The organism is Rheinheimera pleomorphica, assembly GCF_011634895.1.
GTDB classification, from domain to species: domain Bacteria; phylum Pseudomonadota; class Gammaproteobacteria; order Enterobacterales; family Alteromonadaceae; genus Alishewanella; species Alishewanella pleomorphica.
In genome coordinates this window covers 222,274-234,896 of record NZ_SIRR01000025.1, presented here as the reverse complement: position 1 = coordinate 234,896, position 12,623 = coordinate 222,274, and the positions used below count along the sequence as shown (strand labels likewise).

Annotated in this window: 12 protein-coding genes; 6 read left to right on the top strand and 6 right to left on the bottom strand. The window is 52.0% G+C overall.

Going from position 1 to position 12,623, the window contains the following annotated elements; all coding sequences use genetic code 11:
- The first annotated feature begins 51 nt into the window (after positions 1 to 51).
- Complete coding sequence (locus EYB30_RS16065; protein ID WP_166840073.1) at positions 52 to 480, top strand: CBS domain-containing protein; 429 nt, start codon at positions 52 to 54, stop codon at positions 478 to 480.
- Between the two features lie 170 nt (positions 481 to 650).
- Here the strand turns inward: EYB30_RS16065 and EYB30_RS16060 are convergent, their stop codons facing one another.
- The 3 genes from EYB30_RS16060 to EYB30_RS16050 form a co-directional block, all read right to left on the bottom strand.
- Positions 651 to 1,736: a fatty acid desaturase family protein gene (locus tag EYB30_RS16060; protein WP_166840071.1), complete on the bottom strand. Its 1,086-nt coding sequence runs from the start codon at positions 1,734 to 1,736 to the stop codon at positions 651 to 653.
- 11 nt (positions 1,737 to 1,747) lie between these two features.
- Positions 1,748 to 2,794, bottom strand: coding sequence for a flavin reductase family protein (locus EYB30_RS16055; RefSeq protein ID WP_166840069.1), 1,047 nt, complete (start codon positions 2,792 to 2,794; stop codon positions 1,748 to 1,750).
- Between the two features lie 229 nt (positions 2,795 to 3,023).
- Entirely contained in the window at positions 3,024 to 3,515 is a 492-nt protein-coding gene (locus EYB30_RS16050) for a DUF2938 domain-containing protein (RefSeq protein WP_166840066.1), read from the bottom strand.
- A gap of 77 nt (positions 3,516 to 3,592) precedes the next feature.
- Between EYB30_RS16050 and EYB30_RS16045 the strand changes: the two genes are divergently transcribed.
- A complete protein-coding gene (locus EYB30_RS16045; protein WP_166840063.1) occupies positions 3,593 to 4,033 on the top strand; it encodes a helix-turn-helix domain-containing protein in 441 nt (146 codons plus the stop codon).
- Positions 4,034 to 4,082: 49 nt separating this feature from the next.
- On the opposite strand, the gene EYB30_RS16040 is transcribed toward EYB30_RS16045, so the two are convergent.
- On the bottom strand, positions 4,083 to 7,334 hold the full coding sequence (locus tag EYB30_RS16040) for a S41 family peptidase (RefSeq protein ID WP_166840059.1): 3,252 nt from the start codon (positions 7,332 to 7,334) through the stop codon (positions 4,083 to 4,085).
- Between the two features lie 152 nt (positions 7,335 to 7,486).
- Here EYB30_RS16040 and EYB30_RS16035 point away from each other — a divergent pair, with 152 nt between their 5' ends.
- The 4 genes from EYB30_RS16035 to secF all read left to right on the top strand — a co-directional run bounded on the left by EYB30_RS16035 (position 7,487) and on the right by secF (position 11,579).
- Complete coding sequence (locus EYB30_RS16035) at positions 7,487 to 8,167, top strand: tellurite resistance TerB family protein (RefSeq protein WP_166840056.1); 681 nt, start codon at positions 7,487 to 7,489, stop codon at positions 8,165 to 8,167.
- 144 nt (positions 8,168 to 8,311) lie between these two features.
- A complete protein-coding gene (locus EYB30_RS16030; protein ID WP_166840053.1) occupies positions 8,312 to 8,620 on the top strand; it encodes a hypothetical protein in 309 nt (102 codons plus the stop codon).
- A gap of 161 nt (positions 8,621 to 8,781) precedes the next feature.
- Positions 8,782 to 10,629 carry a protein translocase subunit SecD gene (gene secD, locus EYB30_RS16025; RefSeq protein WP_166840049.1) on the top strand — a complete coding sequence of 616 codons (1,848 nt, stop codon included), beginning with the start codon at positions 8,782 to 8,784 and terminating at the stop codon, positions 10,627 to 10,629.
- An 11-nt stretch (positions 10,630 to 10,640) separates the two neighbouring features.
- A complete protein-coding gene (gene secF / locus EYB30_RS16020) occupies positions 10,641 to 11,579 on the top strand; it encodes a protein translocase subunit SecF (RefSeq protein WP_166840047.1) in 939 nt (312 codons plus the stop codon).
- A 52-nt stretch (positions 11,580 to 11,631) separates the two neighbouring features.
- Here secF and EYB30_RS16015 read toward each other — a convergent pair whose 3' ends face one another.
- A complete protein-coding gene (locus EYB30_RS16015; RefSeq protein WP_458411342.1) occupies positions 11,632 to 12,126 on the bottom strand; it encodes a GNAT family N-acetyltransferase in 495 nt (164 codons plus the stop codon).
- Complete coding sequence (locus EYB30_RS16010; RefSeq protein ID WP_166840043.1) at positions 12,126 to 12,398, bottom strand: type II toxin-antitoxin system TacA family antitoxin; 273 nt, start codon at positions 12,396 to 12,398, stop codon at positions 12,126 to 12,128. The genes EYB30_RS16015 and EYB30_RS16010 overlap by 1 nt, the downstream gene beginning before the upstream one ends.
- Positions 12,399 to 12,623 lie beyond the last annotated feature (225 nt).

The following is a 12,623-nucleotide window of genomic DNA, read 5'->3' as shown; positions in this document are numbered from 1 at the left end:
AGTCTTGGCCATAAGAGTGAAGTTTTACAGTGGCTTAGCCAAGAGTAACCTATGTTGAATGTTGCCCGTTTAATGAGCGCCAAACCGGTGAGCGTTTCACCCGATGATACCCTTAGTGTCGTAAAGCAAATTTTTGACCACGTAAAGTTTCACCATGTGCTGGTGGTAGAGAAGGGCATCTTAATTGGTGTGTTATCTGACCGCGATTTATTTAAAGCCTTAAGCCCACATATTGGCACCGCAGCAGAAACGCCGCGCGATTTAGCCACCTTAAATAAAAAAGTGCATCAGGTGATGCTGCGCAAGCCAGTGACGTTGCAGCCAGAGGCTAAGGTGATGGATGCTATTCATTTATTTAACCATGAAGGGGTGTCCTGCATACCGGTAGTCGACAGCCACAATCGGCCGCAGGGTATTTTAAGCTGGCGCGATATTATTCGCGCACTGGACCGCACCGATAAACGCACGACGGCAAATTAACTGTAGGGGCGCATTATTGCGCCCAGGCAGAACATCGGGCGTTAATTATATGCCCCGCATATCGTGCGCAAAGATGCGCCCCTGCGCCAAATCCGGCGTAAATATACGCTCCTGCACAAATTGGGCGCAATAATGCGCCCCTACGCCAAATCGGGCGCAAAGATGCGCCCCTACAATGCTTTTACCGCGCTTTTACCACCGGGCAGTGAATAGCGCATAATGCGCCAAAACACTGTGCTGTACTGGCGCAAAAAGCTGCCGGTGTTATACGGGATGCCGTATTTTGCCGCTATTGCCTGCACCTGTTTGGCCATCTTCGGATAATGCCGGGCAGGGATATCGGGAAATAAATGGTGCTCTATCTGGCAGCTTAAATGGCCGGTTAAAATATGCAGCCAGGTTGGGCCGGTAAAGTTGGACGAGCCCAGCATCTGGCGGTAATACCAATGGCCGCGGCTTTCGTTTTCGCAATCCGCCGCCTTAAAGGCATACACCTCTTTAGTAAAGTGGCCGCAAAAGATTACTGTTGATGTCCATAAATTGCGGATTAAATTGGCCAGTAAATTACCGCACAGCACCCACAGCCACATCGGCCCTGCTATTAACGGAAAGAACAGATAGTCTTTTATCAGTTGGCGCGCGCCTTTAACAAAAAAGGCTTTTTTAAGTTCAGTGTCAGACACCTGCGTTTGGCGGTCATTCTTCTTTTTACCGAAAAACACCCGCTGGCCAGCCAGCTCGTGGTAGGACACGCCCCACTGAAACAACATGCTCAGTAGCAGGTAAGTGCCGCCTTGCCATAAATTGCGCAGCCGCCAGCGAAAATCGTTGCTAAGACGCAGCAAGCCATAACCAAAGTCACGATCCTTGCCGATAATATTGGTATAGCTGTGATGCTCAACATTGTGGGTGCGCTGCCAGGAGCCTGACTCGCAGGCGATGTCCCACTCGTAGCGGCGGGAGTGTAATAGCGGATCGTTCATCCAGTCGTACTGGCCGTGCAGTACATTGTGGCCAATTTCCATATTGTCGAGAATTTTCCCCAGCGCCAGCAGCAACACGCCAAGGCCCCACAGCCAGGGCGTGATAAAGCCTAGCACCAGTAGAATACGGCCACTGATCGCACTGATACGCTGCAATAGCAACACGCGGCGAATGTAACGCGCATCGGCCTCGCCCAGTTGTGCCTGCACCTGCTGTTTTATGTCGTCCAGCTCGCTGGCCAGCGCGTTGTATTGTTCGTTGCTTAATGCCATGGTTCGCCCTGCTATTGTTTTAACACCAGATCCGTGACCGGCTGGCTGATACATAACTGAATTTGTTCACTGCCATGGCCGCTTAACGCGCCGCTGCGGATATCACGCACCTGGCCGCTGACTTTGTCGCAGACACACTGAAAACACACGCCAATGCGACAACCAAAACGCGGGTTTACCCCCTGTTGCTCGGCACTTTGCAGCAAACTCAGGTTGGCTGATGCGGTAAACACCTTATTACCGGCTGCGTGTTGCAGCGCTACCTGATGCTGGCCGCTGTTATCGCCACCGGCCAATACCGGTAGTGCCGGGCCAAATTGCTCCTGAAAAATATCGCCCTTCGCTACGCCGGCTTGTACTAAGGCGGTGCTTAACTGCTGCATAAAAGCAGAGGGGCCACACAGATACAGCTGCTTATTATTGGCCGCGGTGCCTATTTGCCGGGTAAAGACGTCGCTATGTTCAAACCGGCTGTCGGATAAATGAAGGGTAAATAACGGCTGTTGTGCTGCCAGCTGTTGCAGCCGCTGCAGCAAGGCGGCGTTTTCTGTGCCGCGTACGCGGTAGTATAAAGTGGCCGGTGCCAACCAATGGCGTTGGCTCAATAGCATAGAAGCAATAGGCGTAATACCGGAGCCGGCGGCAATAAACAGCGCGGGCATCGCGGGTTGTTGCCAGCTAAAATCGCCCTGCGCAGCGCTGATATTCACTACGCTATTGCTTTTTAGGCTGGCCAGTAGCGGGGTAAAGCTGCCGCTCTGACTCACTTTGCAGCAAAGTTCAATCTGGCCTGTGGCCTGCCACAGGCTAAGCGGCGAGCAGATGCTAAAAGGCCGGCTCAGGTTTCTGCCGTTATGTGTAAGTGTTAACAGCAGGTGCTGGCCTGGCACAAAACCCGGCCAGCGCGACGACACGTTAAAGCGTAACAGCACCATATCCGGCGTTTGCCAGCTTGCTGACATTAAACGGGCGCGATATTGGCCCGGCAGAAAACCGGGCCAGATGGCTTGTAGCAGTGGTAACAAATACAGACGTACAGAGGCTTGGTTGCCTAGCATTAAACAAAATTGCCGCCACAGGCGGCCTAATACAGTGATCACAGCGATTTACTTACCACAGAAAAATTCAGCGCACATTTGTACACTAAAATATCTGGTTTGGCCAGTTGAATGTCTGGCTATATGAATTATTGGTTTTTAATATATTGAAAATAAACAATATAATTTTATTTATTCAGGCTGCTGATTTTATATTTCAGTGCACACTTGTACGTTTAATGTGCTTAGCTTATAGCGCCGACAACAGCATAAGTGTCTGGCCGGACAGGTATAAGCCCAGGCCGAAAATGCTATGGGTTAGCAGGCTATGTAAGCGTGCTGAAACCGGGTTGGGTGTACGACTGGCGGCCACGCCTGCGCCCATCGCCGGTTGCATGAGTAAAAAAGGGGCGGCAACGGTGGCAATACCCACGGTTAGTGCCGGCAGCAGGCTTGGCTGTTGCAGCCAGCTGACACCAAAAATAGCAATGAGTAGCGCAGCAAAGGCAATGCCGATCAGATAATGGGCTAACCAGCCAACGCTATGTTCGCCGCGCATGGCGGGGGCGGCCGCTATCGCCTGATGGCGAAACTGGCCCCGTGTCATATGCAGTAGCCAGCGGCCTACCATGGCATAGTTTGCCGGCGCGACACCTAACAGTGTTTTACGCAGCATAGTCCACACATCCATTAGCGCAGTAGCACCAATACCCATTAGTACAATCGCTAACAGCGGCTCCATCAGATTCTCCTGGTTGTTTGCAGTTAATATCGGTGTTAGCGTACAACTTCAAGTTAGCTTTAAGTCAAGGAGCAATAATGGATATTGCCGAAGTTGCCAAACGCTCGGGTGTGCCGGCATCGACGTTACGCTATTACGAAGAAAAAGGCTTAATCAGCTCTGTTGGCCGCCGGGGGTTAAGAAGAGTGTTTAATGCTAACGTGTTGCAGCGGCTGGCATTGATTGCGCTGGGCCGGGCAGCAGGCTTTACGCTGGACGAAATGGCACCAATGTTAGGGCAAAAGGGGCCGCCGGATATCGACCGCGCCTTGCTGTTAGCCAAAGCCGATGAACTGGACAACACTATTACACAACTGCAGGCAATGCGCGATGGTTTACGCCACGCTGCCGTATGTACAGCAGCAAGCCATATGCAGTGTCCTAAGTTTCGCCGCTTGCTGGGGCTGGCGGCTGATGGCGTTATTCACGCCGCTGGAAAACGCCAGCGGCTAAAACGGGCGAAAGCAACGCTGGCATAAAAAAGCCGCTATCGGGACAGCGGCTTGAGATCTTTATACTGCAGAGCTGTTACATACCGAGTTGTGTTGGCATCGCTGGCGCCTGACTGTGATCTTTGGGCGGGTTAGCCTTGAGCTCGTCCAGCGTGTGTGTAATGGCACGCTCTAACTGCACATCTATGCCTTTATTCACCGCTATCGGATCCAGTTCTACCTCAATATCCGGCGCGACACCTTCGTTTTCGACCCGCCACTGCCCGTCCGGCGTGTAGAAGCGGAAAAACGGCACGACATGAAAACCGCCATCAATCATTGGCGGGTTAGCAGAGATACCAATTAAGCCACCCCAGGTGCGCTTACCGATGGTTTTACCCAAACCTAGGCGTTTAAACGCCCAGGGCAGGAAGTCACCGCCAGAGCCGGCATCCTGGTCAATCAACATGGTTTTCGGGCCATAAATACCACCGCCCGGAGTGGTAAAGACCAGGCCATCACGGTCTTTCCAGCCGGATAAAAACGGCCGGCCGAGAATTTCGGTAATGTAATTGGCCGCCTGGCCACCGCCATTTCTACGCTCATCAATGATCAGTGCCGGTTTATCAACCTGAGCAAAGAACATGCGGTTAAAGAAGTAAAAACCGCCATCTGCCGTGTTGGGCAGATAGACATAGGCCACTTTGCCGTCGGTTTTTTCGGCGACTAACTTGCGGTTATGCTCTACCCAATGCCATAGCCGCAGCTGGCTGTCATTGGCAATCGGCTCAACGGTAATGTTGCGGCGGTTTTTACCTTTAGCATCATCGGCCAGCGTCAACACCACTTGTTTGCCCTGGGTGTTGTCCATCAAGGCGTGAATATTATCCGTGCTGTTAAGCTCGCGGCCGTTAATGGCCAGCAGATAATCGCCGGCTTTAGCACTGGCACCTGGTACATTCAGTGGTGCTTGTAAAAACGGGCTCCAGCGATCGCCCTGATAAACAGTACTAAACTGATATTTGCCGTTTTTCAGCACAAAATCGGCGCCCAGCAAGCCCATTTTACTTGGGGTTTCCTGATGCACATCGCCACCGCCAATACGGTTGTGGCCGACCTGCAGCTCAGCAATCATGTCTACCAGTACGTCGTTTAAATCTTCGCGGCGCTGCAGATGTTTCAGCATTGGTTGGTATTTGTCATAAATGGCCTGCCAGTTAATACCGTGCATATTGGCATCATAAAAGTACTCTTTTTGCATACGCCAGGCGTCATTAAAAATTTGCTGCCACTCTTCACTGGGGTTAACAAAGCTGCGCACCTCGCTCAGATTAACGGCTTTAGCGTCTGGCTTAGCCTTGGCATCACCTACCTCCAGTTTGTTTGGCTGGCTGAATAGCAACACTTTGTTGCCATCCTGGCTTAACTGATAGTCACTAATGGCTTGTGCGACTTGCTCAGTCTTGTGTTCGGCAAAATCATAGCGATATAAAGTGCCGTTATTCGGGTTTTGCTGCGCCGGTGGCTCATTACTGCTGCCAGGCTGGCTACGCTCTAAGTAAAACAGTGCACCATCACTGGCGACGCTTAAGCTGGCGTAATTACGTTCGGCCACCGGCAGGGCGACGATGCGGTTTTGCAGGCCATTAAGGTCAAGTTTGACGGCTTTAACGGCGGCTTTGCTGCTGTCTTTTTTCGCCTCTTTATTGTCGTCTTTACTGTTTAGTGGCTCATCTCCGGCTTTGGGCAGCAGCGGCGATTTACCGTCAGCGGCCAGCACATAAGCGTAAATAGCACTGCGCACTGGCCGCTCGCGGGTGGATAAATCCAGCCCAACCTGCGATGGCCCGGTATTAACCGAGGCGGTAAAAAACAGGTAATCCTGGCTGAAAACCGGATCGCTGGCGTGGCTTAAGCCATCGGTAATTTGTGTGCTGCTGTTGCTGTTAAAATCGAACAGTTTGATCTGGCTAAAGTAGTTCGCACCAGCCACGGTATAGGCCAGATAACGGCTGTCGGGCGAGAATGACACGATAAAGTCTTCGCGCCGCTGTGAGCTATCCAGTTTTTGGCTGCGCTTTTTCTGTAGATCAAAGGCGTATAAATTCAGGTGATTATCCTGATACACAATGCGTTTACCATCGGGGGAAAAGCTTAGCAGGTTAAAATAACCGCTGTCAGACAGTGGAAATACTTGCGGCGCGCTTAAGCCGTCCTGATTTTCCAGCACCAACTGATGTTTATTGCCAGCATCAGAAATATACGCCACTTTGCTACCGTCCGGGCTCCACAAGCCATCAAATTCACGTACGCCGCTGCTTTGTGTCAGGCTACGCGTGCTGCCATCGGTTACCGGCACGGTAAAGATATCACCGCGTGCCGATACCACCAGCCGCTGCCCGGTGCTGGATAACCGCGCACGGGTTAAGGTTTTGCTGGCATCTTTCCACTGCGGCCGTTTTTGTACCGAAGTGGTGTTAATGTTAACGCTAATCGGTGTGCTCTGGCCGCTGGCAACATCGTATTGGTGCAAATAGCCACCGGCCTCATACACTATGCTGTTACCGTGGCCGGCAGCACTGCGCAGGTCCCAGTCCTGGTTTTGCGTTAACTGCTCTACCTGCTGATTCTGATAGCGAAACAGGTTTACTGCCTTGTTGTCGCGGTCAGATAAAAAATACACCGTGTCATTAAGCCAGAACGGGTTAAAGTCATTGGCATTAGGGTGGGGAATTTTTTCCAGCTGCTGTTTTTCCAGATCGATGATCCACACCGGCGGCGTGCTGCCACCGCGATGCAGCCGCCAGCCGCTGGCACCACGATGAGCCATATTGTTCGGCCGGTAAGCCAGCTTGTTGCCATCAGCATGCAAGTCGCCTTCAAAGGCAACGGCCTGCATCAGTTTTTGTGGGTAGCCGCCATCGACGCTGATTTGGTACAGCTGATTGCTGCGGCTATTGGCAATTTCGCGGTTAGAGGCAAACAACACCGTTTTACCATCCGGGCTCCAGCCGTTTACGGTATCTGCGCCCGGGTGATAGGTCAGCCGCCGTGGGCTGCCGCCGCTGACAGGCATAATGTACACATCGGTGTTGTTATCGTAACTGGCAGAAAAGGCAATCCAGTTGCCATCGGGTGAAAACTTGGGTGCAAATTCATCGGCCGGATGGCTGGTTAGCTGGCGCGGGTTCTGGCCGCTTTTATCGCTTAGCCAGATATCGCCGCCATAAACAAAAGCAAGATGAGAGGCGGAAATGTCAGGCTGACGCAGCAAGCGCGTGCCGTCGCTGGCAAAGGCAAAACCACTGGCCAGTGCACAAAACAGGGCGAGATAACGTGGAGTAAACATAAAGTGTCCTTGTTGTTTTTTCTAAAAGCAGTACCAGTAAAGCACAGGCTTGCGTATTGATAAAACAACAGCTTGTAACAGTTAATGTCTGGCCGGAATTATTTGCTGCTGCTAAGGTCAGACAAACAACTTAGGAAAGATGAGACAGATGAATGAATACCAAAGGATTATTAGATCAGTTATTTAAACAGGGCTCTGAATTACTATCAGGTAACAGCAAAACATCAACCTCAGGCAGCAGTGGCTTAGGCGGGCTGTTGTCGGGCAGGGGTGGTGCAGCTTTGGGGGGCGGCGCGCTGGGTTTACTGCTGGGCAGTAAAAAAGGCCGTAAAATGGGCGGTAAAATTTTAACCTATGGCGGCCTGGCGGCGCTTGGCGTGGTAGCGTACAAAGCCTACAGCAATTATCAGCAACAACAGCAAACTGCTGCCTCAAGATCTGAGCCACAAACTATTGACCGTTTACCAGCACCTCAGGCAGAACAGCACAGCCATGCTATTTTGCGCGCTATTATCGGCGCCGCTAAAGCCGATGGCCATATCGATGACAGAGAACGCGAACTTATCGACAATGAAATTGCCCGTTTAACCACGGATGACAGCTTGCAGCAGTGGTTTGACGCTGAGCTTCGAAAACCGCTGGATCCGGCCGATATTGCTAAAAGCGCCAGCACGCCGGAAATGGCGGCTGAAATGTATTTAGCCAGTGTGCTGGTGGTTGATGAAGAAAGCTTTATGGAGCGCAGTTATTTAACCGAGCTGGCGCGGCAATTAAAGCTGGAGCCAGCGTTAAAAGCCGAGCTGGAGCAACAGGCGCGCCAGGCTGCAGCCTAAGTTTGTCATACATAAATAGTATTTTTTTCTTGCCGGCCTTGTACAAAGGCCGTTAAGAGCCCATTATGCCAACAGCTACGCGTTATTTAGCGTGGCGTTTTTTTTGGCAAATTGGATGATACACAGCTATGCGCTGGACGGGTTATGCGCTGGATTAGTGGCGTTGCGATATTATTTTACATAGCGATACTGTGCACGCCGCAAGCCTTTGCCGTGCAGGATGTACGCTTATCGCCGCTTGCCGACAGCCAGCTTTACGCCCTTAGCCAGAGCCAACAGCAAGCGTTGTTAAACATTACGGCTGACAACGACGATACTCCGCCGTTGCTGCCTGCTAACACTGGCGTGGTATTATCGAGCGCGCTATCCACTGTTACCACTGTCGCCACCTTTGCTGATGCCTCTTCGCCAACCAAACAGCCGCAGCAACCCCGCGCACCACCACGTTCTTAATGCACTTATAAACACTGGTTTTGTTACCGGCAGTTTTGCCTGCTGCGCTGTTAAGCCCTTGCTGTCAGTGCTTGCATAAGCTGTCTGTGCTTTGCCAAACAAACAATATTAGCGCCGTTATGCTGCCTCTGAGCATGCGGCTGTGCATTTAAGGATTGATAATGTTGAATAAAAACCCGCTTTGGCGCTACCTGGTAGTGCTGGGCCTGCTGTTACTGGCGCTGGTGTATGCGCTACCGAATTTATACCCCGAACAACCGGCGCTGAATATTAGCGCCAGCCGTGGCGGCGAGCTCACCCCGGGCCTGGTGCAGCAACTGGCGAATGAATTTGACCGCGCTGGTCTTAAACCTCAGGCACTGGATCTCAACAACGGCCAGTTAGTGGTGCGCTTTAACTCGGCTGATGAGCAACTAGCCGGCCGTGAGCTGGCAAGCTTGGTGCTTGGCAATAATTACATTACTGCGCTTAATCTGGCGCCGACCACGCCGGGCTGGCTAAATGCCATTGGCGCCGGCCCAATGAAGTTGGGGCTGGATTTACGTGGCGGCGTACACTTTTTGCTGGCGGTTGATCTGCAGGCAGTGCTGGATAAACAGCTCAATGACAGCGCCCAGCAGCTGCGCGCTTTATTGCGCGAAAACCACATTCGTTATCAAAGCGTCAGCGTCGATACCGCGACACAGCAGCTTAAGCTTGGCCTGCGTGATAGCAACGATGTTGTAGCAAGCGAAAAACTGATTACTCAGCAAATGCCAGAGTTACAACACAGCGCTGATGGCCTAAACCTTACGCTTAAATTAACTGAAGTACGGCAAAAGCAAGTACGCGAAGAAGCGCTGCAACAAAACCTGACCATTATCCGCAACCGCGTTAATGAGATTGGCGTGGCCGAGCCTCTGGTGCAGCGCCAGGGTGCAGATCGCATCGTAGTGCAACTGCCCGGCGTGCAGGATACCGCACTGGCGAAAGAAATTCTTGGTGCTACCGCCTCGTTAGAGTTTCGTCTGGTTGATACCCAGGCCGATATCACTGCTGCCTTAGCTGGCCGCTTGCCGCCCAATGCTGAGCTGTATTACAGCCGCGATGGCCAGCCGCTGCTGCTGGAAAAACGCATTATGCTGACCGGCGATCATATCAACGGCGCCAGCGCCGGCTACGACCAATACGGCCAGCCAAAAGTGACGATTAAGCTGGATGCCCAGGGCGGCACTAAGCTCTCTGCTGCCACTAAAGATGCGGTAGGGCGGCGTATGGCGTCGGTGTTTATTGAGTACAAACCCGGTGAGGCACTCACAGCAGAGGGGACGCCGGTACTGCTAAAACAGCAGGAAGTGATCAACGACGCCACTATCCTGCAGCGGCTGGGCATGACCTTTGACATTACCGGTATTGCCAGCCCGGCAGAGGCACAAAATCTGGCTACTTTGCTGCGCGCAGGCGCTTTAATTGCGCCGGTGCAAATAATCGAAGAGCGCACCATAGGCCCCAGCCTGGGGCAGGAAAATATCGCCTTGGGTGTCAGTGCTATTAAGTGGGGGCTGGCAGCGGTAATGCTGTTTATGCTGGTGTATTACAAAGCTTTTGGCATGGTGGCCAATATTGCGCTGATGGCCAATTTAATGCTGATTGTCGGTGTGCTGTCGATGGTACCGGGCGCGACCCTGACCTTACCCGGTATGGCCGGCATAGTGCTTACGGTGGGCATGGCGGTGGATGCCAATGTGCTGATTTTTGAGCGTATCCGCGAAGAGCTCAGTGATGGCCGCTCGGTGCAGCAGGCCATTCATCAGGGCTACGACAGGGCTTTTGCCACCATTGCCGACTCCAACATTACCACCTTGCTGGTTGCGCTGGTGCTGTTTGGCGTTGGCAGCGGGCCGGTAAAAGGTTTTGCCGTCACGCTGGCGATTGGCATTTTAACCTCCATTTTTACCGCCGTAGTCGGCACCCGCTTATTGGTAAATTTAATCTGGGGTGGCCGCCGTTTGCAGTCACTGCCAGTGTAAGGAGCGTACAAATGCAGGTATTTAATTTTAGTAAACCGCTTAATTTTATGCGCTTAAAATGGCCGGCAGTGCTGCTATCGGTATTGTTGCTGTGTGGCTCGGTAGCGTCTTTTTTTACTAACGGCATCAACTGGGGGCTGGATTTTACCGGCGGCACCGTCATTGAAGTAGGCTTTGCTCAGGCCGCCGACTTACCCAATGTGCGGCAAACACTCGGCGCAGCCGGCTTTGACGATGCCGTGGTGCAGCTGTTTGGCAGCAGTCGCGATGTGCTTATTCGCATACCACTGCGGGCCGATTTAGTGCAGGCGCAAATTGGTGATGCAGTCGTCGCCGCGCTTAACGCCAGTGATGATGGCACGGTAAACGTGCGCCGGGTGGAATTTGTTGGCCCCAGCGTCGGCGCTGAGCTCAAGCAAGACGGCGGCCTGGCGATGCTGGTGGCCTTAGTTGGCATCTTAATCTACGTCGCGCTTAGGTTTGAATGGCGTTTATCGGTGGGGGCCGTTGTCTCATTGTTGCATGATGTAATTTTAACGCTGGGATTATTCTCAGTGCTGGGGCTGGAATTTGACCTTACCGTACTGGCCGCGATACTGGCGCTGATTGGCTATTCGATAAACGACACCATAGTGGTGTTTGACCGTATCCGCGAAAGCTTTCGCAAATTGCGTGATGCCACTGTTGCTGAAACCATTAACGAGGCGATTACGTCCACGTTAAACCGCACGGTGATCACCTCGCTTACCACAGTGTTAGTGCTACTGGTGCTGTTTTACTTAGGTGGTGCGCTCATTCACGGTTTTGCCACCGCGCTGCTGTTTGGTATCGCCGTGGGCACTTACTCGTCTATCTATGTCGCCAGCGCACTGGCTGAACTGTTGGGCCTTAGCCGTGAAGATATGCTAAGCCCGCCGGTAGAGGCCGAAGGCGCTGACCAGCAAGCATAACCCAGACTCAGCCAGACCATCCGGTCTGGCTGGTTTTCATCACCATCCTGAACTAGCTAAAGCTTGCTCTTACATCTGCAATGCTAATAAACAACTTGTGCTCAGCGTGTTGAAACGCCTGAAAGCCAAAGCGCTGGTAAAATTGTTTGGCGCCGTCTTTGGCATCTACGACCACCAGCGGAAATGCTACGGTGTCACTGGCTGCGACTAACTTGCGCAAAGCGTCTATCAGTAACCATTCGCCAAAGCCCCGACCGTGGTAGCGCTTGTCAACCGCTAAGCGGGCAATAAGGCCTGCTGAGGTTGATGACGAGTGCTTTTTTTGTAACTTATCAGGCAAAGCCGTCAGGACAATTGGTACCATGGTTAAGGTATAAAAGCCGATGATGCGGCTATTGTCGTTATGATCCTCTAACACGAAAGTGCGGCTGTTGTCTTTTTTAGCTTGTTGACTTGCCATCAATTTCAGATAGTTATTCAGTGGCTCAATGCCGCAGTTGAAATGCTTTCTATCGAGTCTGTTTTTGTCCAGCAGCACCGTATTCATTATTGCGTTTTGTGCTCGTAGCGTTCTGCTGCGGCTTTCAGCCTGATGTTTACCTCTGCAGGATTATCCAGCGCTTGCATTAGCAAGCTAGTGTCCGCCTGGCTCAGCTTTAACGCCTGCTCGCGTTCAATCACTTGGTTCGCTTTTTCGATAGCTGCACTTAACACAAAAGAATTAATACTAGACATGCCAGCCAGTGCTGCGGCCTTTGTCAGTAAATCCTGAGTGTCGACATCCACTCTGGCAGTGATGCGGGGCAAAGTCGTTGTCATAGTGTTCTTTCCTGTTGTGCCAAACTGTCACAGCGGTATTATGCGGTTAAACTGTGCAACAAGCAATTGATGTGTCATTTTGGCACACTTGTGCTTTTTTACAAATCTTCATACTTATTTCATCCCGATCGGTAAAAAATATGCTATTTTACTGCGGTTTACTCATATCAATTGTGTTTTCAGCTAAAACTACCGCACCTGCCGCTGCCTAAGTTGCAGCAACAG